The following is a 23,425-nucleotide window of genomic DNA, read 5'->3' on the forward strand; positions in this document are numbered from 1 at the left end:
CCTAGAAGGCGAGCTTCTCGCCGATCGTCTTGATCGCGTCGAGGTCACCCGGCTTCGGCACCCAGGGCAGCGTGAGCGAGTCCTTGGACTTGTCGGTGTAGCGCGGGATCACGTGGAAGTGCAGGTGGAAGACGGTCTGCCATGCCGCCGACCCGCAGTTGTTGAGGAGGTTGACCCCGTCCGCCTGGAGCACGTCGACCGCCCGCTTCGCGACCGCCTGGGCGGCCTTCGCGGTCGAGGCGTACACCGCCGGGTCGGCGGTCAGGACGTCCTTGGTGTGCGTCTTCGGCACCACCACCGTGTGCCCAACGGCTGCGGGGGCGATGTCCATGAAGGCGTACGTCTCGTCGTCCTCGTAGACCTTCGTCGACGGGATGTTGCCCGCGACGATGTTGCAGAACAGGCAGTCGGGATCGCTCATGTGCCGAGGCTATCGGGGGTCACAGGCCGGCGGCGACCTCGGTTCCCTGCTGGATCGCCCGCTTGGCGTCGAGCTCGGCCGCGACGTCGGCGCCACCGATCAGGTGCCAGTTCTGTTTGGCGCCCTTCACCTCCGACTCGTCCTCGGGCCAGAGCGCGCGCACCGACTCCTGGCCCGCGCAGAGGATGATGTGGTCGACCTCGAGCGTGCGGGGCTCGCCGTCGACGGCGTAGTGGAGGGTCACCGAGTCGTCGCCCGCCTCGATCTTGTCGTACGTCGCCCCCCGGACCTGCTTGACGCCGTCCTGCTTCAGGTGGGCGCGGTGGGCCCAGCCGGAGGTCTTGCCGAGGCCGATGCCGATCGGGGTGGACTTGCGCTGCAGCAGGGTCACCTGGCGGGCGGGCGCCTCCAGGACCGGGGTGGTGAGCCCGCCGCGGAAGGTCGCCGGGTCGCCGACGCCCCAGCGGGCCTTCCACTCCTCGAGCGTCTCGGGCTGGTGGGTCAGCCAGGCGGACACGTCGACGCCGATGCCGCCGGCGCCGACGACCGCGACCCGGCGGCCCGGGACGACCCGGCCGGCCAGCACGTCGGCGTACGTCACCACTCGGTCGTCCTCGGAGCCCGCGATCCGCGGGAGCCGCGGGGTGACGCCGGTGGAGACGATGACGTGGTCGAAGGGCTCCAGGTCGGCAGTGGTGGCCTCGGTGTCGAGGCGTACGTCGACGCCCAGCACCTCCAGGCGCCGGGTGAAGTAGCGGAGCGTGTCCTTGAAGTCCTCCTTGCCGGGCACCGCCATGGCGAGGCGGAACTGGCCTCCGATCTTCGGGGACTTCTCGAAGAGGGTCACCGCGAAGCCGCGCTCGGCGGCCGAGGTCGCGGCGGCGAGGCCGGCCGGACCGGCGCCGACGACGGCCACGGTCTGCTTCAGCTTGGTCGGCCGGAGCACCAGCGTGGTCTCGCGCGCGGCGCGCGGGTTGACCAGGCACGAGGCGGCCTTGTTGGCGAAGGCGTGGTCCAGGCACGCCTGGTTGCAGGCGATGCAGGTGTTGATCTCGTCGGTGCGGCCCTCGGCCGTCTTCTTGGCGAACTCGGGGTCGGCCAGCAGAGGGCGGGCCATCGAGACCAGGTCGGCCTTGCCCTCGGCGATGGCCGACTCGGCGAGCTCGGGGGTGTTGATCCGGTTGGACGCACAGACCGGGACCGACACCTCGGCCTTCAGCCGCGCGGTCATGTCCAGCCAGGCGCCGCGCGGGACCTGGGTGATGATCGTGGGCACCCGCGCCTCGTGCCAGCCGATGCCGGTGTTGAACACCGAGACGCCGGCGTCCTGCAGCGCGTAGGCGAGCTCGATCGTCTCCTCCCAGGTCTGGCCGTCCTCGACCAGGTCGAGGATCGAGAGCCGGAAGATGATCGGGAAGTCGTCGCCGACCAGCTCGCGGCTCCGTCGAACGATCTCGACCGGGAACCGCATCCGGTTGGTCGCGGTGCCGCCCCAGCGGTCCTCGCGCTGGTTGGTCCGCTCGGCGAGGAACTGGTTGATCAGGTAGCCCTCCGACCCCATGATCTCGACCGCGTCGTAGCCGGCCCTCTTCGCCAGCGAGACGCTCTTGGCGAAGTCGTTGACGGTCGCGTCGACGGCCTTGTCGGAGAGGGCGGCAGGCTTGAACGGGTTGATCGGCGCCTTCACGGCCGAGGCGCTGACCGAGAACGGCGTGTAGGCATAGCGGCCCGCGTGCAGCACCTGCATCGCGATCGCGCCGCCCTCCTCGTGCACCGCGCCGGTGACCCGGCGGTGCTGGGCGGCGTGCAGCCGGGAGCTCATCTCGCTCGCGAACGGCTTGAGCCAGCCGCGCTTGTTCGGTGCGTAGCCGCCGGTGATGATCAGCCCGGTCCCGCCCCGTGCGCGCTCGGCGAAGTAGGCCGCCAGCTTGGGGATGTCCCAGGCGTGGTCCTCGAGGCCGGTGTGCATCGACCCCATCACCACGCGGTTGCGCAGGGTGAGCGACCCGATCGTGAGCGGGGAGAGCAGGGATTCGTACGACATGCGCACATGCTACTCATGAGTAATAAGAGGCGGCTAGTGGCCCGCCTCGTGCGAGGCCGCGGACCTGCCGCTGAAGCAGGACGGGAAGCTGACCGTCGGCACCGACTCCCCGGCGTACGAGCCGTGGTTCTCCGACGACGACCCCAGCAACGGCAAGGGCTTCGAGTCGGCGGTCGCCTACGCCGTCGCCGAGCAGCTCGGGTTCGCGAAGGACGAGGTCGTCTGGGTCAAGCAGGCGTTCACCAGATCTCGATCACGCCCGAGCGTGCGGGCGTCGTCGACTTCTCGAAGGGCTACTACACGGCCTCGCAGGCGAGGCGCCGATCACGCTCGGGAGCTGCTGCTCCTCGACGAGATCACCGCCGCCCTCGACCCGGAGCTCGTCGGTGAGGTGCTCGAGATCGTCCGGGCCGAGGCGGAGGCAGGGACGACCCTCGTCCTCGCCACCCACGAGATGTCCTTCGCCCGCGAGGTCGCCACCAAGGTCTGCTTCCTCGACGGTGGCCGCGTGCTCGAGCAGGGGCCGCCGGAGCAGCTCTTCGGCGACCCGGTCGAGGAGCGCACCCGCGCCTTCCTGGCTCGCGTCCGCTCCTGAGTGTCGGGCGCGGAGTTCGATATCCGTTCCTTTTACTAGACGATGACACCTTGTGAACGAGGCCGAATCACAAGGTGTCATCGTCTAGTAAAAGGAACGGATCTGACTCTCTGGCCGCGGGGTCATTGCCCGACTATCCACAGGGTTATCCACAGGATCTTGATTTCGGTCGAACGTTGAGGCCTCGCTGCCTAGCGTCCCGGCGTATGGGGGCAATGACACGAGTTACTACGCGTGAGGCGATACGTCGGATCTGCGAGCTGCACATGATCGGGAAGGTCGAGGCGAACCGGGTTCTGACCGCCGGCCTCGCCGGCCCGGGACAGAAGGTGGGCAGCGCGATCGTCTACGACGAGCGCAGGCTCGCCGCCCTGCTCGCTCAGCCGCGCTGCGCCGACGAAACGTTGGACGCGGTGCGCCCGCTCATCGTCCGGCTCGGTCGCGATCGCAGGTTCGACCTCTCGCAGACCTGGGAGGAGCAGGCCGAGGTGGTGCGACGGAACTGGTATGTGCCGTTCCTCCTCGGCATGTTGCTGGACCGCTGGGGTTGTCTGGACGGCCGCCGGTTTCCACTGGTCGCAACCGTCGCCAGCTGGGTGGTGTTCGGTGCGGAGGTCACCGGCCACACCTACGACAGAGATGCACCGCCGGCGGCGAACCGCAGCATCCCGCCTCGTACGTTCCGGGTCGAGCCGCCAGGTGCCTGGTTCGAGCCGATCAAGGAGACCTGGCTGCCGCTCGAGCACGGACCGACGGTGACGGTCTGGGGCGCGCCGACCAACGGGCCGTTGCGCGAGGTCGACTGGCTCAGGGTCGATGCCGAGAAGCAGAAGGAGCAGATCGAGTACGAGATGTGGCTACGGTCGGCGCCGGCCCTCCGCGATGTCGCGCAGGTCGGCCTGACCAGCGCCGGTGCCATCCTCCGGGCCTGGAAAGCCGCTGCCCCGCCTCGTCCGGAGACCGGACGAGACGGGGCGCGCTAGCCCGGAGGTCGAGCTTGTCGAGACCTCAGACCGCGGCCGGGGCCGGGAAGGTCGGGTACTCGACGCCGGAGATCGACTGCACGGTGCGGACGACCTGGCAGGAGTAGCCGAACTCGTTGTCGTACCAGACGTAGAGGATCGCTGAGTCGCCGTCGACGATGGTCGCGTTGCCGTCGATGATCGAGGCGGCGCGGGAGCCGATGAAGTCGGAGGAGACCGCGTCGCGGGCGGTGGTGAAGTCCACCTGGCGACGCAGCTCGCCGATCAGCGACGCCTCGCGGAGGTAGTCGACGACCTCTTCCTTCGAGGTCTCACCCTTGAGCGAGAGCGACAGGATCGCGATCGAGACGTCCGGGGTGGGGATGCGGATCGAGTTGCCGGTGATCTTCGCCTTGAGGTCCGGGAGCGCCTTGGCGACGGCCGACGCGGCACCGGTCTCGGTGAGCACCAGGTTGAGCGGTGCGGAGCGGCCGCGGCGGTCGGCCTTGTGGTAGTTGTCCAGGAGGTTCTGGTCGTTGGTGAACGAGTGCACCGTCTCGACGTGACCGCGGACGATGCCGAAGCGGTCCTCCATCAGCTTCAGCGGCGGCACGATTGCGTTGGTCGTGCAGGACGCGCAGGAGATGACCTTCTCGTCACCGGTCAGGGTCTGGTGGTTGACGCCGTGGACGATGTTGGGGACGTCGCCCTTGCCCGGCGCGGTCAGCAGGACCTTCTTGATGCCCGGGCGCAGGTGCTGCGAGAGCCCGTCGCGGTCGCGCCACTTGCCGGTGTTGTCGATGAGGATGGCGTCCTTGATGCCGTACGCCGTGTAGTCGACCGTCGTCGGGTCGTTGGAGTAGATGAACTGGATCGGGTTGCCGTTGGCGATGATCACGCCGTTCTTCTCGTCCACCGTGATGGTGCCGGCGAACTGGCCGTGGATCGAGTCGCGACGCAGCAGCGAGGCGCGCTTGATGAGGTCGTCCTCCCCGCCCTTGCGGACGACGACGGCCTTCAGTCGCAGACCGTGGCGCGAGCCGGCCTTCTCGACGAGGAGCCGGGCGACGAGCCGGCCGATGCGGCCGAAGCCGTAGAGCACGACGTCCTGGCCGCCGTTGCGCTCGATCTTGTTCTCGCCGGTGGCGCCGGCGAGCTTCTCGGCGACGAAGTCGTCGACGGAGAGGCCGCGGTCGTCGGCTGCGTACTGGATCGCCAGCTGGCCGAGGTCGATCTTCGAGGGACCGAGGTCGAGCTTGGCGACGGCCTGGAGCAGTGGGAACGTGTCGGTGACCGAGAGCTCCTCGCCTTCGATCTGGCGCGCGAAGCGGTGCGCCTTGAGGATCGAGATGTCGGACTTGCTCACCAGCGACCGGCTGTGGACCAGGATGGTGACATCCTTCTCGCGGTAGAGCTTGCCGATGATCGGGATCATCGTCTCCGCGAGCTCCTCGCGGTGCTGCCAGTCGTTGAAGGTCTCGTCGGTGTCGCTCACAGCTCAACTTTCAGTTGCTCGGGAATGCCCATTTCGGGGCGGACGGCACACTCCGCCAGGCTCGATTATCGGCATCCCCGGAGCCCCGGCCACCTTGATCGATCCAACCTGGGACGCGGTGTGACCGGGGTCTCTCGACCTCCTCCGAGGAGCTGCTCAGGGAGTCGCGGTCGCGGTCGGATCCTCGACCGGGTCCTCGGTCGGCTCGGCCGTCGCGGTCTCGGTCGGCTCGGTCGTCGGGGTCTCGCTGACCGTCTCGCTCGGCGGGTCGCTGGGGGTCGGCTCGGTCGTGTCGGGGGACTCTGTCGGCGTCGTCGCGCCGCTCGTCGCGTCGCTGCTGGGCGTGATCTCCCCGTCGCCCGCCGCGCTCTCGTCGGGTTCCTCGCTCAGATCCGGCTCCGATCCGGTGTCCACCGAGCCGCCGACCGGCTCGGTCGTGGCCGAGCGGCTCGCGCCGGTGGTCGGCTCGGGCGACGGGGTCACCTCGCCGACCTTCGGTGCGTCGTCCTGACCGGGCAGGAGGTCGGGATTGGCGGCGACGGCCACACCGGCCGAGACCAGGACCACGGCGGCCGCGGCCAGGACCGCGATCTTCCAGCGCCGCCCCGAGGGTTGGGCAGGCTCCGCGAACGTGGGCGCCCGGGTGGGCAGGTCGGCGGTGTCGGAGGAGGTCGAGGCGGGTCGGGGCGCGCGAGCGATGCCGCCGGTGAAGGCCGGCGGCAGGGCGCCGATGCTGGTCTCCTCCTCCGAGGTGACCGGGGCGGGCAGCAGGGTCCAGTCGCCGTTGGTGGCGAGGATGTCCGCGGCGGAGGGCCGGCCGGCCGGATTCTCGGCCAGGCACGCGGCGACCAGCGGGCGCAGGTAGTCCGGGCAGAGGCTCAGGTTGGGCGACTCGCCCTTGAGGAGGTGTCCCATCGAGCCGATCTCGCCGCTGAACGGCCAGCGGCCGGTGGCGGCGACGAAGGCGACCAGACCCAGCGCCCAGATGTCGACGGCGCTGGAGAACGTGCCCGTCTGGACCTGCTCGGGCGCCTGGTAGCCGTAGGTGCCGACAGCCTTGCCGGTCTGGGTCAGCGCCGTGCCGTCGACGGAGCGGGCGATGCCCATGTCGATCACGCACGGGTCGGTGGCCCCGTAGAGGATGTTGCCCGGCTTGATGTCGCGGTGGACGAGCCCGGCCGCGTGCACCGCGGCGAGCGCCTCGGCGACCCCGGCGACCAGCTGGCGTACGTCGATCTCGGACAGTCGCTGACCGGAGTTGACCAGCTTGTTGAGCGGCGGGTCGGCGACGTACTCGCTCGCCATCCAGGGCTGCTCGGCACCGGGGTCGGCGTCGAGGACCCTCGCGGTGAACCGGCTCTCGACCTTCTTGGCGGCCTCGATCTCCCGCTCGAACCGCGCCCGGAAACCCGGGTCGGAGGTGAGCTCGGGAAGGATCGCCTTCACCGCGGCCTTCCTGCCGGCCGCGTCCTCGCCCAGGTAGACCACACCCATGCCGCCGTGACCGAGGCGACCGATGAGAACGTACGGACCCATCTCGCGCGGATCGTTCGCGGTCAGCGGGCTGGACTGTGCGGACTGGGGGGATGTGGGGATTTCCCGAGACAACTTCTCTGCTCCTGTGCACCGGCGAGTGTGCCTCGGAGCGTATCGGACTTGACTCTGAGATCCGGTCACGCCGCGTGGGGAGACGGAATTCTGGGAGCATGACGGGCATGACTGAGTCGACGGAGCAATCCACAGTGACATTGGGCCAGGGCACCGGCCCCCTCCGCGGGGTCAAGGTCGTCGAGCTGGCAGGGATCGGGCCCGGGCCGCACGCCTGCACGATCCTCGCCGACATGGGTGCGGACGTGATCCGGGTCGACCGGCCGGGCGGCAACGTGCTCGGCGGTGGTGCCGGCGACCTGCTCACCCGTGGCCGCCCGAGCATCGCGCTGGACCTCAAGAACCCGGACGCCGTCGAGACCGTCCTGCGGCTGGTCGAGAGCGCCGACGTACTCGTCGAAGGGCTGCGCCCCGGAGTCACCGACCGCCTCGGCCTCGGCCCCCACGCCTGTCTGGAGCGCAACCCGAGCCTCGTCTACGGCCGGATGACCGGCTGGGGCCAGGACGGCCCGCTGGCCCAGTCCGCGGGTCACGACCTCACCTACATCGCCACCACCGGCGTGCTCAACGGGCTCGGTCAGGACCGGGCCCGACCGCACTTCCCGCTCAACCTGCTCGGTGACTTCGGCGGCGGATCGACCTACCTGGTCATGGGCATCCTCGCCGCGCTGGTCGAGGCTAAGACCACCGGTCAAGGACAGGTCGTCGATGCCGCGATCGTCGACGGCACCGCCCACCTCGCCACGATGATCTCCGGGATGCTCGCCTCCGGCACCTGGCACGAGCAGCGGCAGAGCAACCTGCTCGACGGTGCGATGCCGTTCTACGCGCTCTACGACACCTCCGACGGCCGACAGGTCGCGGTCGGTGCGCTGGAGGGCAAGTTCTTCGCCGAGATGGTCACCCGGCTCGGGCTCGACGGGATCTGCCCGGGGCAGTACGAGATGGAGCGCTACGACGAGATGCGCGACCTCTTCGCCAAGACCTTCGCGTCGAAGACGATGGCCGAGTGGGCCGAGATCTTCGAGGGCACCGACGCCTGCGTCGCCCCCGTCCTCACCCCCTCCGAGGCCGCGGTTCATCCGCACCTCCAGGCCCGCCGGACGTACGTCACCCACCACGGCGTCACCCAGCCCGCCCCGGCTCCGCGGTTCAGCCGCACCGCCTCCACCTTGGGTGCGGGACCGGCGGCCAGCGCCGGTCAGCACACCCGCGAGGCCCTCGCCGCGTGGGGCATCGACGACGCCGACGTGCTGATCGAGAAGGGCGCCGCGTTCCAGGACTGAAGGTCAGCGGAGCAGACGCAGAAACGGCGCGGCGTACGACCCGGAGGTCGTACGCCGCGCCGTTCCATGTGGCGCGGTTCGGCTCAGTCCTTGTGGACCAGAGCGGCAGCGCGGCGACGCAGGACCACGACGAGCGCGGTGCCGGCGGCGGCAGCACCGGCGAGCATGGCCAGCAGCGGCCACATCGCGGGCACGGGGGAGTCGCTCTCACCGGCGAGACCGGCGTCGATGTTGGTCGGGACCTCGGAGTCGGCGTCTGCGACCGGGGTGGGGGTCGCGGACTCGCTGGGCTCGTCCTCGATGAGGACCGCCGGCTCGGTGGGCTCCTCGGTGGGCTCCTCGCTCGGCTCCTCCGAGGGGGTCGGGGTCGGAGTGGGCGTCGGGGTCGGCTCCACCTCGGCGCAGTTCTGGAACCAGAAGACCTTGGTCTTGGTGTCGTTGCCGATGCTGCCCGGGGTGTGGATCGTGACCTTGGCGTGGAAGCCCTGCTCCGGGTGGGGAACACCGGTGGCGGTCAGCGTGTAGACCTCGCGACCGTCGAGGCCGTCGTCGGTGCCGGCGCCGCTGGCGTCGTCCCCGCCCACGGAGACCTCGCTCGGGCCGTCGACGGTGAGCTCACCCTCCTCCGTCGGGGAGTGCAGCGCCCAGCTGATCTTGGAGACGATGTCGTCGCCCTCGTCGAAGCCGTACCACTCGACCTCGAGCTTGCAGCCGACGTGCGGCTGGTTCTCGGGAACGTCGTCGATGTTGCCGTGCTGGATGATCTTGACCGTGCCGTTGTTGCCGGCCGGGTCGTCGCCGGTGGCGAAAGCCGGAGTTGCTGCGAGCCCGGCGAGGGTGACGCCCGCGACAACCGCGCCGGCGCGTACGAAACTCAACACTCGAAAACCTTTCGAAGATCATTCGACCGCACCATGCGGTCCGCGTGCAGCCTCAGCCACCGAAAGCGATGGGTGAGTGACCCCGAAATCGCTGTGGATGCATTGCCGCCCCCACAGCTGCAGACGGGAGCGTAGTGACCGCGTGTACGCGCGTGGAAGCGGGGCGCCCCGGTGTTACCGAGCCGTTCCTCAATCGCGGATCTTCTGATTTGCTTGCAAAAGTTCGCGGGACAGGGTGTCGCAAACACGTACTCCCGGGTAACCTGGCCCACATGCATGTCGACGTACTGATCATCGGTGCCGGCGTCTCCGGTATCGGAGCGGCCGCGCAGCTCCGTGAGCGCCTCCCCGGAAAGACGCTTGCCATCCTCGAGCAGCGCGATGCCAGTGGCGGCACCTGGGACCTCTTCCGCTACCCCGGCATCCGGTCCGACTCCGACATGTTCACCTTCGCCTTCAAGTGGCGGCCGTGGGAGAGCGCGCAGGCGCTCGCCGACGGTCACCAGATCCGTGACTACCTGCGCAGGACGGCGAAGGACTACGGCGTCGACAAGCTGATCCGCTACGGCCACAAGGTCACCGGTGCCGCCTGGAGCACCGAGGACAAGCGGTGGACGGTCTCCGTCGAGACGCCGGACGGCTCCGCCGAGATCACCGCCGACTTCCTGTGGAACTGCTCGGGCTACTACGACTACGCCAACGGTTACCAGCCGGAGTTCCCCGGGCTCGACGACTACGAGGGCACCTTCGTCCATCCGCAGCACTGGCCCGAGGACCTCGACTACGCGGGCAAGAAGGTCGTCATCATCGGCTCCGGCGCGACCGCGGTCACGCTCCTGCCGAACCTGGCCGGCGAGGGCAGCGACCGGGCCGAGAAGGTGACGATGCTGCAGCGCACCCCGACGTACATCCTCTCCCGGCCGGGCCAGGACGCGATCGCCTCTCTGCTGAAGACCGCGCCGTTCAAGCTGCTCAGCAAGCTGCCGTTCAAGCGCGTGCGCGAGAAGATCGGCCACGAGACGGTCCGCTGGGAGAACATCGCGCTCACCGTCGGCACCTACCAGCTGGCCCGACGGGCCCCCGGTCTCGTCAAGAAGGTGATCCGCGACCAGTGGATCAACGGCCTCACCGCCCGCGGCGGCCGTCCTGGGATGACCAAGGACGAGGCGATCGCGTACGTCGACAAGCACTTCAACCCGCCCTACAACCCGTGGGACCAGCGGATCTGCTTCGTGCCCGACGGCGACATGATGAAGTCCATCCGCGAGGGGTACGCCGCGGTGGTGACCGACCGGATCAAGACGTTCGTGCCGAAGGGCATCGAGCTCGAGTCCGGCGAGACGCTCGAGGCCGACATCGTCATCTCCGCCACCGGGCTCAACCTCCGGCTCTTCGGTGGCCTCGACTACACCGTCGACGGCGAGCCGATCAACCTGCCCGACCAGATGGCCTACAAGGGCCTGATGATCACCGGGATGCCCAACTTCGCCTACACGATCGGCTACACCAATGCCTCGTGGACGCTCAAGGCCGACCTGGTCACCGACTACGTGATCCGGTTGCTCGACTTCATGGGTGAGAACGGCTACGACGTCGCCGCGGTCACCCGGGACCCGAGCGTCGAGGAGCGGCCGTTCATGGACCTCGCCTCCGGCTACATCCAGCGCTCGCTGGACCAGATGCCGAAGGCCGGAGACCGGGCGCCGTGGGCCGCGAAGCAGAACTACCTCGTCGACATGAAGGCGCTGGGTGCGCCCGTCGCCGACGGGGCCCTCAAGTTCAGCTGAGCAGGTTCGCCTGAGACGCTGCCGCTGCGGGGACTACGATGGCCACACCATGGATGGCAGGGCAGTTCGCTGGAAGCGTCACAACGATGACCGACGAAAGCGCATCGTCGATGCTGCGATCGGCCTGATCGAGACCGACGGCGTCAACGTCAGCCTGCAGGCGATCGGTCAGGCGGCCGGGCTCTCCCGGTCCGTGGTCTACCGCCACTTCGCCGACCGGCGTGAGCTCGACCTCGCCATCCAGGCCGACATCCTGGACGGGTTGTGGGCCAAGCTCTTCCCGGCGATGGAGCTGACCGGGTCGATCCGGCAGATCATCTCCCGCACCGTCGGGGTCTACGTCAACTGGGCGCTCGAGCACCCGCTCCTGCACCAGGTGGCCGACGTCGACACCGCGCCGAACGGCACCGGGCCGCTGCAGCAGGGCCTCGACCGGATCGCGGAACGGATCAAGGAGCTGATCCTGACCGCGTTCGAGCTGGGTGGTGTTGAGATCTCCGAGGTCGACAAGAAGGCCGTCGACCCGCTGATCTACGGCCTGATCGGGATGGTCTTCGGCGCCGTACGCCGCTGGGTCCATCTCGGCGAGGGCATCCCCGACGCCGAGCACCTGACCTCGGTCGTCACCGAGGCCGTACTGGCCATGATCGACACCCGCACCACGGCGTACGGGCTCTCGATCGACCACGACCAGCCGCTCGAGGACCTCTTCCGCTGATCCCGCTCAGGTGGGCAGCGTCAGGTCCGGTGGCACCACGCGAGCCAGGGCGGCACGGCACGCGATGATTCCGGGGGAGTCGGCGATGGCGGTGCGCGTGGCGGTGAAGACCGTACGCCGCGGCGCCCCCGGCAGCTCGATGAGCCGCACCGCCGTCCGGTGGCGGACCCGCATCAGGTCGGAGAGCAGGGCGACGGCGTTGCCCGACTCGACCAGCGCGACGTGCGCCTCGACGTCGTCGGTCTCGTAGCGGACCTCGGGCTCGAAGCCCGCCCGCCGGCACTGCTCCTCGATCCAGTGGCGCGACGCCGTGCCCGGCGGCTCCATCGCCCACGGGACGCGGCCGGCGTCGGCGAGCGAGGTGATGTCGTCCCAGATCTCCCCGGAGCCGTCGGGCGGGACGGCGAGCCGGAGCCGGTCGGTGGTGAGCGGCTGCCGGTCGAGACCGTCGAAGTGCGGAGCGCCGTGGTCGGGATAGTGCTCGGCGACCACGAGGTCGAGCTCGCGCAGGGCGAGGTCGTTGAGCGCCTGCTCGGGTGCGCGCTGGGACAGCATGACCCGCAGGCGCGGGTGCCGCCGGGTGAGGTCCGCGAGCGCCTGGGGCATGTAGGCGAGCGCCACCGACTGGAAGACGGCGACCCGCACCGTGCCCGCGGTCTCGTCGCCGAGCGCGGTGACCGCGGCCTCGGCCGCCTCGAGCCGGGCCAGGATCTCGGTCGTGTGCTCGACGAGCACCTCGGCCGCGGCGGTGAGCTGGACCCGGCGGCCGGCCTTGGTGAGCAGCGGGACACCGACCTCCCGCTCGAGCAGGCCGAGCTGCTGGGAGACCGACGACGGGCTCTGGTGGAGGGCCTCGGCGACCTCGGCCAGGGTCCCGCGGGCGGCGAGCTCGGCGAGGAGGCGGAGACGGCGAACGTCGAGCATCTGATCCTTCAGTCTGTCTTACGAATAAACTCCAAGAAACATCGCTTTATCTTATCTGACTCCGGTCGCATACTCGGCTCTATGACCACCAATGACGCGCTCATCGCCGAGGTCGACCACCTCGTCCGCGGCTGGCTGGCGAAGGCTTCGACCAAGCCGACCGCCGCGGCCGCCCAGCGCCTCGCCGACGTACTCAAGGACCCTTCCGGACTCGACTTCACCGTCGGGTTCGTCGACCGGGTGATCCGGCCCGAGGACGTACGCGTGGCCGCGGCCAGCCTGCGCGAGCTGGCCGGCAACGTACCTTCGTTCCTGCCCTGGCACCTGAAGCTGGGCGTGAAGCTCGGCGCGCTGATGTCGCTGGTCGCGCCGTGGTTCGTCATCCCGGTGGCGCGGCGTGCGCTGCGGCAGATGGTGGGACACCTGCTGATCGACGCCTCCGACGCGCGCCTCGGCAAGCAGATCGAGCGCATCCGGTCGCGTGGGGTGAACCTGAACATCAACCTCCTCGGTGAGGCCGTCCTGGGCCAGAAGGAGGCCGACCGGCGGCTGGCCGGGATCCGCAAGCTGCTGGCGCGCGACGACGTCGACTACGTCTCGGTGAAGGTCTCCTCGCCGGTCGCGCCGCATGCCGTCTGGGCGTACGACGAGGCGGTCGAGCACGTGGTCGAGCGGCTCCTCCCGCTCTACACCTACGCCGCCGAGTCCTCGGCCGCCGGGACGAAGAAGTTCATCAACCTGGACATGGAGGAGTACCGCGACCTCGACATGACCATCGACGTCTTCACGCGGCTCCTCGACCGTCCCGAGCTGGCCGACCTGGAGGCGGGCATCGTCCTGCAGGCCTACCTGCCTGACGCCATGGCCGCGATGATGCGGCTCCAGGAGTGGTCGGCTGCTCGGCGCGCGCGTGGCGGCGCACCGATCAAGGTGCGCCTGGTCAAGGGCGCCAACCTGCCGATGGAGCACGTCGAGGCCTCCCTGCACGGCTGGCCGGTCGCGACCTGGCCGACCAAGCAGGACTCCGACACCAACTACAAGCGGGTGCTGTCCTGGGCGCTGACGCCCGAGCGGATGGCCAACGTGCGCGTCGGCGTCGCCGGCCACAACCTGTTCGACGTGGCGTACGCCTGGATCCTGGCCGGTCAGCGTGGGGTTCGTGACTCCGTCGAGTTCGAGATGCTGCTGGGCATGGCCGAGGGCCAGGCCGAGGCGGTCCGCGAGACCGTGGGTGGCCTGCTGCTCTACGTGCCGGTCGTGCACCCGAAGGACTTCGACGTCGCCATCGCCTACCTCGTGCGTCGCCTCGAGGAGGGCGCCAGCACCGAGAACTTCATGTCGGCCGTCTTCGACCTCAACTCCTCCGAGGCGCTCTACGCGCGTGAGAAGGAGCGGTTCGTACGCTCCCTGGCGGCCGTCGACTCGTCGGTGCCCGGGCCCAACCGCACCCAGGACCGGCGCTCCCCGGTCGCGGACGACGTCCAGACCGTGTTCGAGAACACTCCGGACACCGACCCGCACCTGCCGGGCAACCGGGAGTGGGGCAAGGCGATCATCGCCCGGGTGGGCTCCTCGACGCTGGGTGACCAGCTCGTCGCCGACCACACCGTGACCTCGGTCGAGGCCGTGGAGTCGGTGCTCGAGGGCGCCGTCGGTGCCCAGGCCGACTGGGGCCGTAAGTCCGGTGCCGAGCGGGCCGCGGTGCTGCGGGCCGCCGCGGTCGAGGTCGAGCGGCGCCGCGCCGAGTGGCTCGAGGTCGCCGCGTCGGAGTGTGGCAAGACGCTCGACCAGGGCGACCCCGAGGTCTCCGAGGCGATCGACTTCCTCAACTACTACGCCGGTCTGGCCGAAGAGCTCGACCTCGTCGACGGCGCGCGTGCGGTGCCGGTGCGGTTGACGCTCGTCACCCCGCCGTGGAACTTCCCGCTCGCCATCCCGACCGGTGGCGTCGCGGCGGCGCTCGCCGCCGGGTCGGCCGTGGTGATCAAGCCGGCTCCGCAGGCGCAGCGCTGCGGCTCGGTGCTGGTCGAGACGCTGTGGGCCGCCGGGGTGCCGAAGGAGGTCCTGCGGTTGGTCCACGTGCCGGAGAACGAGGTCGGTCGCGCGTTGATCGCCTCGCCGCTGGTGGACCGGCTCGTGCTGACCGGTGCCTTCGACACGGCCGCCTTGTTCCGGACCTTCCGTCCCGATCTTCCGCTGCTGGCCGAGACCTCCGGCAAGAACTCGTTGGTGGTCACGCCGGACGCCGACCTCGACCTGGCGGTCAAGGACCTCGTCTACTCCGCCTTCGGCCACGCCGGGCAGAAGTGCTCCGCCGCATCGCTGGGCATCCTGGTCGGCTCGGTCGCGACCTCGCGGCGCTTCCGGGACCAGCTCATCGACGCGGTGACCTCGCTTCGCGTCGGCTATCCGACCGACCCGACGGTGCAGGTGGGCCCGGTCATCGAGCCGGCCTCCGGCAAGCTGCTCAAGGCGCTGACCACGCTCGCCCCGGGCGAGACGTGGCTGGTGAAGCCGCGCCAGCTCGACGACACCGGCCGGCTCTGGTCGCCGGGTGTGAAGACCGGCGTCAAGCGTGGCTCCGAGTTCCACCTGACCGAGTACTTCGGTCCCGTGCTCGGCCTGATCTCGGCCTCCTCGCTCGACGAGGCGATCGAGATCCAGAACGAGGTCGACTACGGCCTCACCGGTGGCCTCCACAGCCTCGACCGGGCCGAGATCTCGCAGTGGCTCTCGTCGGTCCAGGTCGGGAACGCGTACGTCAACCGCGGCATCACCGGTGCGATCGTGCGTCGTCAGCCCTTCGGCGGCTGGAAGAAGTCGGCCGTCGGTGCCGGGACGAAGGCCGGCGGGCCCAACTACCTGGTCGGTCTCAGCGACTGGGTCTCGGCTCCGGCCACCGAGCTCGCGACTCCGGCGCCTGCCGTCCGGTCGCTCGTCGACTGGGCCGATCGGCTCGGGGTCGACGAGATCGAGATGCTCCAGCGTGGCGCCGGGTCCGACGCCGTCGCCTGGGAGCGTGAGTTCGGTGCTGCCCGCGACGTCTCGCGACTGACCGCCGAGGTCAACGTGCTGCGCTACTCGCCGGTGCCGGTGACGCTTCGTCATGAGGGCGGCCCCGTGGCCCACCTGCTGCGCGTCCTTGCGGCCGGTGTCGCTGCCGGAGCGCCGGTCACGGTGTCCGTCGCCGCCGCGCTGGACGACGAGACCGCCTCGCTGGTGCGGGCGACCGGTGCTACCTACGTCGTCGAGGACGCCGCCGCGTGGGCGTCGATCGTTTCCGGCCCGCATGCGCCCAGCCGCGTACGTCTGCTGGGTGGGTCGCGCGCGGCCTTCGCCGAGGCGAGCCAGGGCCGGGTCGACATCGCGCTCTATGCCCAGCCCGTCGTCGAGGCCGGCCGGGTCGAGCTGCTCACCTTCCTGCACGAGCAGGCCGTCTCGATCACCGCGCACCGCTTCGGCTCGCCGACGCCGCTGGTGGAGAACCTCTTCTGACACAGATGAGCGCCGAGTCGGCTCGTTATGACGAGCCGACTCGGCGGGCCTGGAGCTTGAGCGCGGCGACTCCGTCACGCTCCTGCGCGTCCGCCTACAGTGGTGTCATGACCTCGATCGCGCGAACCGCCGCGCGCCTCCTGCTGGGTGTTGCGATGGCCGGCGCCGGGGTGGCGCACCTGACCACCCAGCGACAAGAGTTCCGAGCACAGGTGCCTGAATGGTTCCCCGTCGACGAGGATCTGACGGTGCTCGGTTCGGGCGTCGTCGAGATCGGGCTCGGGGTGGCCTTCGTCGCGCTGCCGCGCAAGCGACGGCTCATCGGAGGGTTGCTCGCCGCGTTCTTCGTGGCCATCTTCCCGGGCAACATCGCGCAATACGTGGAAGGCGTCGACGCGTTCGGGCTCGACACGGACACCAAGCGGTTGATCCGGCTGTTCTTCCAGCCTGTGCTCGTCGTCTGGGCCTTGTTCGGCGGGGGTTGGCTGTGGTGTTCTCGGGACGACTGAATCACCACCACTGACATGACTGCCGAGTCGGCGCCTCCGACCCCTCTCGCTCGCTTCGCTTCGCGAGGCACGGGGTCAGATGCGCCGACTCGGCGCCACGAGTTTCGCGAGGCACGGGGTCAGATGCGCCGACTCGGCAGGCCTGCTTGTCAGTGTGCTGCTGACTGAGCCCCTGCCCACGTACGCAGGTAGGACTCCGGGCCACGGACGATGTCGTCGATGACGTCCTGACCACCGGTCAGGCGGAGGTCCTCGAGGTAGTCGGGGACCATCCCGTAGTGGGCGACACCGTCGGTGTTGTAGTCCCAGATCCGCTGGCCGGTGACCTGGCGGTCGACCACGGCGTCACCGAGGATGCTGCGGAACGGGTAGGTGACGTGCGTCTTCGCCGGCCCGGGCGTGCCGCCGAAGCCGTTCATGTCGAAGCCGAACCCGATGCCCGCGTCGTGACGGTCGCGGACGGGAGCGGTGCGGGCGTACTCCGCCAGGAACTGGTCGGTGCTGTGGCCGTAGATCGTCGAGAAGCCACCGAGGGCGTAGAGACGGTCGAGGTAGCGCTCGTCCATCCAGGAGTGGCTGGCGAGGACGCCGGGGTAGTCGGTCTCCTCCAGGATGCCCAGGGTCCGGCCCGCGGCCTTGGCGCTCATGTGGTCGACCTCGACCATCATGCCGCGCTTGATCAGCCCGCGAAGGGCGTATTCGCCCAGCGAGGACAGACCGTAGGGGTTGCAGACGATGCCCTCGGGATAGATCGGCGGCTGCGGCAGCCAGGCGAGCTCGGCAGGCCGGTCGACCAGGCGGGGGTTGTTGTCGTGGGGCTGGTCGGGGTCGCAGGCCTTCGGCGTCCAAAACGTCCCGGTGGTGAGGAACTGCCCGGCGTTGATCAGCAGCCCGGTGGTGCCCTTGTCGTAGCGGACCCCGCACAGCGCGTTGTCGAACTTGTGGCACAGGAACATCGAAGAGACCCCGAGCGACTTCAGCTCGTCGAGCCCGGCGTCGATGTTGGCGCGTGTGCACATTGCCAGCCGCAGCTTCTGGGAGCAGCCGAACGGCTCGGAGGTCTCCACGCCGAGCACGACGGCGAGCTTGCCGTCCTCGATCACCTCGCGCGCCTGGCCGGGGTCGGTGACGATCCGGTACCACCCGCGCCCCTCGCCACCGTACTGCGCGTCGATGAACGCCTGGGTGTCGTACGCATCCCGGGCCTGCCTGCGCACCGCGGTCATCTCGTCGCAGGACTGGTGGGTGCCCGGGTTGATCGCGCACAGCGCTTTGTTGCTGGTCAGGTTCACGACCATGATCCGCTGGCCGGCACGCCAGGAGCGCTCGACCCAGCGGTAGTACATCTGCTGATGGGTCAGGGAGTCGTAGGCCGGCCAGTCCTTGAAGGAGGGCCAGCCGGTGGTGTCGTGGAACCCGAGCGGGCTGCCCGAGCGGGTCAGGTTCTCCAGCAGCGCCGTCTCGCCCGCGATCCCGTGGGACGGGCAGTCCTTGAGCGCGTCCGCGATCCCTGCGGTCGACCAGGCCTTCCCGCAGACCGCCGCGCCACCGATCCCGTCCTGCATGAACATGTGGCTGTGCGCGTCGACCAGCCCCTGAACCGTGCCGTCCGGCGCGGTGCCGGTGCGCGGATCACCGGTCACATTGATCTCGGACTCCGGCGAGGGAAGCCGCCGTTCCACATCGTCACCGGAGGCGGGTGGACCCACCATCGCGACCGTCACCGCAAGGGCGACCACAGCGAGCAGGGACGTACGTCTGATGCGCATGTGGCCTCCCGATGACCAGCGGCGTCGTACTGGGGTGGGTATCGAAACCTAGCAGCGCACGAGGCCCTCCGGCGGCGGAATCGGGAATTCGGCAGAACGTGTTCTAGTTCCCGGTTTCTCGGCCCTGCGCGCCAGGCCTCGCCTCGCTGAGGCCGCGACCGATGAGCCAGGCCCCCAGGACCACGCTCTGCAGTGCGAGCGGCGCGTTGAGGGAGAGGTAGGGTGCCGCGACGATCTCGAGAGCCTGGGACAGCACCAAGAGGCTGGCGAGGATGGCGAGCCCCGCCCCGCAGAGACCCCACAGCGACAGCCATCGTGGGATCAGCCGCCAGCGGTGGAGGAGCGTGAAGAGCAGCAGGTCTCCCAAGCCCATCGCCACGATGACAGCGACATGGTTGACCAGATCCCGCATCCTCCGAAGCGTCTCGGCAAGCACCTCGTAGGTGGCGGCGTCCGGAGCCGTGGTGCCGTGTCCTTGTGCCAGGTCCAGCAGCGCCGGGAGCATCGCGGCGGCGAGGAGATGGAAGCCGCAGGCCATCAGCCGGAAACCGAGGAACCCGGCCGCCAGGCCCGGGGCGCGATGGTCATGGCGGTCTCCTTTACGGGTGTAAAGCACGGATGCGTGGTACCTTACGCCTGTAAGAATCAGCATCCGGTCCGCGAGGTGAGAAGACGTGCCGCCCCGTCGCCGCCAGCCGCTGTCGCCCGACCGTGTGATCGACGCTGCAGTCTCGGTGGCGGACCGAGGAGGGGTCGCTGCGGTCAGCATGCGCAACGTCGCCGAGGTGCTCGGGGTCGAGGCGATGGCGCTGTATCACCACGTGCCCAACAAGGACGCGATCTTGAACAGGATCGTCGACGCGGTCTTCGCCGAGATCGATGTCCCTGAGCCGACACCGCACTGGCGGCGTGCCTTGGAGGAGTGCAGTCGGTCGGCTCGGAAGGCAATCGCACGGCACAGCTGGGTGCTCGGCCTGGTCGAGTCGCGAGAGCATGTCGGACCAGCAAGGCTGCGGCACATCGATGCAGTCCTCGGTCTGTTGCTCGAGGCCGGCTTCTCGGCCATCGAGGCGGTCCAGGCCACCACATTGCTGGACGGCTACGTATACGGCTTCGTCCTGCAGGAGCGGCAGCAGGGCATCGAGGTGCCTGCCGACACCGAGCTGGCTGCGAGCGCCCTGCTCGCCGATCCGTCCTCGGAGGATCTGCCACATCTGCGTGCCGTGGCGCAGGCGGTCGCGGCGGGTCCGGCGCCGTCGCACGACGACGTGTTCGACCACGGCCTGCGGATCATCCTGGACGGACTCGTTCCGAGCGGCGCCTGATCCGGGCGCCGGACACTTTGAGAGACTGCGCCCATGACCATCGCGATCATCGGTGCAGGCAACATGGGCGGGGCCGTGCTGGCCGGGCTGCTCGAGGCGGGTCACGCCCCCGACTCCGTCATCGTCGTGGAGGCGCGCGAGGAGCAGGCGGCCGCGCTTCGCGAGAAGCACGGCATCCGTACGCTGCCGGCCGCCGAGGCCGCGGCCGAGGCCGACGTGGTGGTGCTTGCCGTGAAGCCCTACGGCGTCGTGCCGGTGCTGCAGTCGGTCGCGTCCGCGCTGCGTGAGGGCGCCACGGTGGTCTCGCTGGCCGCCGGTGTGCCGACCTCGGCGATGGAGCCGGTCGTCCCGGACGGCGTCTCGGTCGTGCGGGTCATGCCCAACACCCCGGCCCTGGTCGGAGAGGGCATGTCCGCCGTCGCCGGCGGTGCCAAGGCGACACCGGAGGCCGTCGCCACCGCGGCCGACCTGATGGGCGCCGTCGGCAAGGTCGTCACCGTCCCCGAGTCGCAGATCGACGCGGTCACCGCGATCAGCGGCTCCGGCCCGGCGTACGTCTTCCTGGTCGCCGAGGCCTGGATCGAGGCGGGCGTCCACCTGGGTCTGACCAGGGACGACGCGACCACCCTCGTCATCCAGACGCTGACCGGCTCCGCCAAGCTGCTCGAGAGCGGCACGCATCCCGCGATCCTCCGCGAGCAGGTCACCTCACCCGGCGGCACCACCGCCGCCGCCCTGGGTGCACTGGAGAAGGGCGGCCTGCGGGCGGCCTTCCTCGAGGCCACCCGCGCCGCCTACGTACGCTCCAAGGAACTGTCGTAGTCCGAGGCGATTCTCGCCATCTGTGCGCCCGGTTCCCTGGTGGCTGTGTGAAACGACTCCTAGAAAGTGTGTGTAAGGTGTCTTAGATCGCGTGTGAAACGGCTCCTGGCTCGAAAGCCGACTAGGAGGTTGCGTTGGAGGTCAAGCTGACAGCCACCCCGGAGGACGCTGACGTACGCCATCTGCTCTGGCTGCGGGAGCAGCTGGGTGATGACCTCGTCGACATGGTGGTGATCACGACTGGTCGGCATGCCTACCGGCGCCAGGATGGGGTGGCGGTCATCCCGGCGGCTCTGCTAGGTCCCTAGTGCAACACGTTCGGAGCGGACGAGGACATGGAAGTTCCGGGCGCCGCGAGTCGCAGTGAAGGTTCCGACCCGCTCGAAACCCAGGGAATCCACGGTTCGTAGCGCTCTGGTGTTGAACGACGCGACGGTGACTCTGAACGCCCGGGGCGCGAACCGGGCACGACCGAATTCGAGCCCTGCCGAGACGACCACACGGCCAAGTCCTTGCCCCGTGAGTTCGGGCCGCATTCCACCCCCGGTGTCGAGTGCGGACGAGTCGTAGTCCCATCCCGGCACCCGACCATCGGGTCCGAAGGAACGAAAGCCGATGAGGGTGCTGCCTGCCATGACGGAGTAGAAGCCGGCCTCCGGATCGAGCAACTCATCGGGACTTACGCCGGCCATGTCGTAGACGTCGTATGGCGCCTGGTATCGCCAGCCGGTGATGTCTTCGGCCTGCTCCAACGTCATCGGAACGACACGAATGGATTCAGGGTCGATCGAGTGCGACATCTGGACAGAGTCGCACACGGACCTGCCTGGCATCTGGTGCCACGGTCGAGCCGCGAGGCCGCTCGCTGGCGCTCGCGGCTCGACCGGCGGGGCTAGAGCCCGAGGTGCCGGCTGATGATGAGCTTCTGCACCTCGGTGGTGCCGCCGTAGATGGTCTGGATGCGGCTGTCGATGAACGCCTTGGCGATCGGGTATTCCATCATGTAGCCGTAGCCGCCGTGGATCTGGACGCCTTGGTCGACGAACTTCTTCTGCAGCTCGGTGGTCCACCACTTCGCCATGCTGGCCAGGACGGTGTCGGCGGTGCCGGCGTTGAGCTGGGTGATGGCGTCGTTGAGGAACAGTCGGGCGAGGTAGGCCTCGGTGGCCATCTCGGCGAGGGTGAACGCGGTGTTCTGGAAGCGGCCGATCGGGCGACCGAAGGCCTCGCGGGTGCGGGCGTAGTCGAGGGAGAGCTCGAGGACCTGCTCGACCGCGGCGACGGCGATCGAGGCGACCGAGATGCGCTCCTGCGGCAGCAGGGTCATCAGCGAGATGAAGCCGGAGCCCTCCTCGCCGAGCAGGTTCTCCTTCGGCACGACCACGTCGGTGAAGGAGAGCTCGGCGGTGTCCTGCGCCTTCATGCCGACCTTGTCGAGGTTGCGGCCGCGCTCGAAGCCCTCCATGCCGCGCTCGACCACCAGCAGCGAGATGCCGTGGGCGCCGGCGTCGGGGTTGGTCTTGGCGACGACGATGACGAGGTCGGCGTTGATGCCGTTCGAGATGAACGTCTTAGAGCCGTTGAGAACGTAGTGGTCGCCCTTGTCGACCGCGGTGGTCCGGATGCCCTGGAGGTCTGAACCGGCGCCCGGCTCGGTCATCGCGACGGCGGTGATGATGTCGCCGGAGACGCAGCCCGGCAGCCAGCGCGCCTTCTGCTCCGGGGTGCCGAGGTGCGAGATGTAGGGGACGATGATGTCGGTGTGGACGAAGAAGCCCGGGCCGCTGGCGCCGATCTTCGCCATCTCCTCGTGGAGGACCGCGTTGAACCGGAAGTCCTTGATGCCGGGGCCGCCGTACTCCTCGTCGACGTCGAAGCAGAGCAGCCCGGTGTCGCCGGCCTTCTTCCACAGCTCGCGCGGGACGATCCCGGCCTTCTCCCACTCGTCGTGGTAGGGCGCGACCTCCTTCTCGAAGAAGGCCTTGGCCGTGGCACGGAAGTCCTCGTGCTCGGCTTCGTAGATGGTGGGCTTCTCGGGCATGACACTCCTCCGTAGACAGTCGTGCTCATCGCGCCTGGCGTCCGTGACGCATACCGCATCCATAGGTGGGCGACGGAGCAACTGTGACAGTAACACTGGCGAAGTGGCAACGGTTTGGTCTACCGTCCGTGGCTATGACCGAGACGACCGATGAACTGATGACGATCGATGAGCTGTCGACCGCCACCGGGTTGTCGGTGCGTACGACGCGCTACTACGCGAGCCTCGGGCTGATCCCGGCCCCGATCCGCCGGGGGCGGGTCGCCTACTACGGCCCCGAGCACCGCGCCCGCCTGGACCTGGTCACCGCGCTCCAGGAGCACGGGTTCACGCTGCAGGCCATCGAGCGCTACCTCGGCCGGCTCCCGGCCGACATCACCAGCGAGGATCTCGCGATGCAGCGCGCGATGATCACCTCCTGGGCCACCGAGCCGACGGAGGACATCCAGGCCAGGATCGGCCGTGAGCTGATCGCGCTGGGGCTGCCTCGCGACGCGTTGGCGGCAGCGTACGCAGCGACCTCACGGCACATGGCCGAGCTCGCCGCCGACCTCAACACCATCCTGCGCGACCAGGTGGTCGACCCGTTCCGGCGCACCCATCACAGCGCGGAGGAGGCCCAGCACCTCGAGGAGGTGCTCCCGCGGCTGCGGCAGCTGACCACCGAGGCGATCGTGGTCAGCTTCCAGGACGCCGTGAACCGGACCATTTCTCGAAACCTATCGTGAACCTTTCCGTCCGAC

21 protein-coding genes are annotated in these 23,425 nt (G+C 69.2%); 11 read left to right on the forward strand and 10 right to left on the reverse strand.

Going from position 1 to position 23,425, the window contains the following annotated elements:
- Nucleotide 1: 1 nt before the first annotated feature.
- Together ACIA03_RS13720 and ACIA03_RS13725 are read right to left on the reverse strand one after the other, a co-directional pair.
- A complete protein-coding gene (locus ACIA03_RS13720; protein ID WP_396983252.1) occupies nt 2-421 on the reverse strand; it encodes an HIT family protein in 420 nt (139 codons plus the stop codon).
- Between the two features lie 19 nt (nt 422-440).
- Nucleotides 441-2,465: an NADPH-dependent 2,4-dienoyl-CoA reductase gene (locus ACIA03_RS13725; RefSeq protein WP_396983254.1), complete on the reverse strand. Its 2,025-nt coding sequence runs from the start codon at nt 2,463-2,465 to the stop codon at nt 441-443.
- A 265-nt stretch (nt 2,466-2,730) separates the two neighbouring features.
- On the opposite strand from ACIA03_RS13725, the gene ACIA03_RS13730 reads away from it, so the two are divergent.
- A complete protein-coding gene (locus ACIA03_RS13730; RefSeq protein ID WP_396983256.1) occupies nt 2,731-3,060 on the forward strand; it encodes an AAA family ATPase in 330 nt (109 codons plus the stop codon).
- 266 nt (nt 3,061-3,326) lie between these two features.
- Nucleotides 3,327-4,043 carry a hypothetical protein gene (locus tag ACIA03_RS13735; RefSeq protein WP_396983258.1) on the forward strand — a complete coding sequence of 239 codons (717 nt, stop codon included), beginning with the start codon at nt 3,327-3,329 and terminating at the stop codon, nt 4,041-4,043.
- 25 nt (nt 4,044-4,068) lie between these two features.
- Here the strand turns inward: ACIA03_RS13735 and ACIA03_RS13740 are convergent, their stop codons facing one another.
- On the reverse strand, nt 4,069-5,517 hold the full coding sequence (locus ACIA03_RS13740; RefSeq protein ID WP_396983260.1) for a glyceraldehyde-3-phosphate dehydrogenase: 1,449 nt from the start codon (nt 5,515-5,517) through the stop codon (nt 4,069-4,071).
- Nucleotides 5,518-5,673: 156 nt separating this feature from the next.
- The gene (locus ACIA03_RS13745; RefSeq protein WP_396983262.1) at nt 5,674-7,053 is read right to left on the reverse strand and encodes a serine/threonine protein kinase; all 1,380 of its coding nucleotides are present in this window, start codon (nt 7,051-7,053) and stop codon (nt 5,674-5,676) included.
- A 179-nt stretch (nt 7,054-7,232) separates the two neighbouring features.
- On the opposite strand from ACIA03_RS13745, the gene ACIA03_RS13750 reads away from it, so the two are divergent.
- Nucleotides 7,233-8,411, forward strand: a complete 1,179-nt coding sequence (locus ACIA03_RS13750; protein ID WP_396983264.1) for a CaiB/BaiF CoA transferase family protein — start codon at nt 7,233-7,235, stop codon at nt 8,409-8,411.
- An 83-nt stretch (nt 8,412-8,494) separates the two neighbouring features.
- Here the strand turns inward: ACIA03_RS13750 and ACIA03_RS13755 are convergent, their stop codons facing one another.
- The gene (locus ACIA03_RS13755; protein WP_396983266.1) at nt 8,495-9,289 is read right to left on the reverse strand and encodes a hypothetical protein; all 795 of its coding nucleotides are present in this window, start codon (nt 9,287-9,289) and stop codon (nt 8,495-8,497) included.
- 275 nt (nt 9,290-9,564) lie between these two features.
- Between ACIA03_RS13755 and ACIA03_RS13760 the strand changes: the two genes are divergently transcribed.
- Nucleotides 9,565-11,079: a flavin-containing monooxygenase gene (locus ACIA03_RS13760; protein WP_396983268.1), complete on the forward strand. Its 1,515-nt coding sequence runs from the start codon at nt 9,565-9,567 to the stop codon at nt 11,077-11,079.
- Between the two features lie 49 nt (nt 11,080-11,128).
- Nucleotides 11,129-11,797, forward strand: a complete 669-nt coding sequence (locus tag ACIA03_RS13765) for a TetR/AcrR family transcriptional regulator (protein WP_396983270.1) — start codon at nt 11,129-11,131, stop codon at nt 11,795-11,797.
- Nucleotides 11,798-11,803: 6 nt separating this feature from the next.
- Here the strand turns inward: ACIA03_RS13765 and ACIA03_RS13770 are convergent, their stop codons facing one another.
- Nucleotides 11,804-12,721 (reverse strand): LysR family transcriptional regulator, encoded by a 918-nt coding sequence (locus ACIA03_RS13770; protein WP_396983272.1) that lies wholly within the window; start codon nt 12,719-12,721, stop codon nt 11,804-11,806.
- An 81-nt stretch (nt 12,722-12,802) separates the two neighbouring features.
- Here ACIA03_RS13770 and ACIA03_RS13775 point away from each other — a divergent pair, with 81 nt between their 5' ends.
- Entirely contained in the window at nt 12,803-16,216 is a 3,414-nt protein-coding gene (locus tag ACIA03_RS13775; protein ID WP_396983274.1) for a bifunctional proline dehydrogenase/L-glutamate gamma-semialdehyde dehydrogenase, read from the forward strand.
- A 107-nt stretch (nt 16,217-16,323) separates the two neighbouring features.
- Nucleotides 16,324-16,725 carry a hypothetical protein gene (locus ACIA03_RS13780; RefSeq protein ID WP_396983276.1) on the forward strand — a complete coding sequence of 134 codons (402 nt, stop codon included), beginning with the start codon at nt 16,324-16,326 and terminating at the stop codon, nt 16,723-16,725.
- A gap of 149 nt (nt 16,726-16,874) precedes the next feature.
- Here ACIA03_RS13780 and ACIA03_RS13785 read toward each other — a convergent pair whose 3' ends face one another.
- Both ACIA03_RS13785 and ACIA03_RS13790 read right to left on the reverse strand, forming a co-directional pair.
- Complete coding sequence (locus ACIA03_RS13785) at nt 16,875-18,494, reverse strand: Coagulation factor 5/8 type domain-containing protein (protein WP_396983278.1); 1,620 nt, start codon at nt 18,492-18,494, stop codon at nt 16,875-16,877.
- A 103-nt stretch (nt 18,495-18,597) separates the two neighbouring features.
- A complete protein-coding gene (locus tag ACIA03_RS13790) occupies nt 18,598-19,110 on the reverse strand; it encodes a DUF4386 family protein (protein ID WP_396983280.1) in 513 nt (170 codons plus the stop codon).
- A gap of 58 nt (nt 19,111-19,168) precedes the next feature.
- Here ACIA03_RS13790 and ACIA03_RS13795 point away from each other — a divergent pair, with 58 nt between their 5' ends.
- The 3 genes from ACIA03_RS13795 (at nt 19,169) to ACIA03_RS13805 (ending at nt 20,949) form a co-directional block, all read left to right on the forward strand.
- Nucleotides 19,169-19,819: a TetR/AcrR family transcriptional regulator gene (locus tag ACIA03_RS13795; protein ID WP_396983282.1), complete on the forward strand. Its 651-nt coding sequence runs from the start codon at nt 19,169-19,171 to the stop codon at nt 19,817-19,819.
- Nucleotides 19,820-19,852: 33 nt separating this feature from the next.
- A complete protein-coding gene (proC, locus tag ACIA03_RS13800) occupies nt 19,853-20,641 on the forward strand; it encodes a pyrroline-5-carboxylate reductase (RefSeq protein WP_396983284.1) in 789 nt (262 codons plus the stop codon).
- Between the two features lie 134 nt (nt 20,642-20,775).
- Nucleotides 20,776-20,949, forward strand: coding sequence for a hypothetical protein (locus ACIA03_RS13805; protein ID WP_396983286.1), 174 nt, complete (start codon nt 20,776-20,778; stop codon nt 20,947-20,949).
- On the opposite strand, the gene ACIA03_RS13810 is transcribed toward ACIA03_RS13805, so the two are convergent.
- Both ACIA03_RS13810 and ACIA03_RS13815 read right to left on the reverse strand, forming a co-directional pair.
- On the reverse strand, nt 20,938-21,441 hold the full coding sequence (locus tag ACIA03_RS13810; RefSeq protein WP_396983288.1) for a GNAT family N-acetyltransferase: 504 nt from the start codon (nt 21,439-21,441) through the stop codon (nt 20,938-20,940). The two genes, ACIA03_RS13805 and ACIA03_RS13810, sit on opposite strands and share 12 nt — an antisense overlap.
- Nucleotides 21,442-21,533: 92 nt before the next feature.
- Nucleotides 21,534-22,682 (reverse strand): acyl-CoA dehydrogenase family protein, encoded by a 1,149-nt coding sequence (locus ACIA03_RS13815; RefSeq protein WP_396983291.1) that lies wholly within the window; start codon nt 22,680-22,682, stop codon nt 21,534-21,536.
- A gap of 134 nt (nt 22,683-22,816) precedes the next feature.
- Here ACIA03_RS13815 and ACIA03_RS13820 point away from each other — a divergent pair, with 134 nt between their 5' ends.
- Nucleotides 22,817-23,410: a MerR family transcriptional regulator gene (locus ACIA03_RS13820; protein WP_396983293.1), complete on the forward strand. Its 594-nt coding sequence runs from the start codon at nt 22,817-22,819 to the stop codon at nt 23,408-23,410.
- Nucleotides 23,411-23,425 lie beyond the last annotated feature (15 nt).

This window comes from Nocardioides sp. NPDC051685, from assembly GCF_044453405.1.
Lineage (GTDB): Bacteria > Actinomycetota > Actinomycetes > Propionibacteriales > Nocardioidaceae > Nocardioides.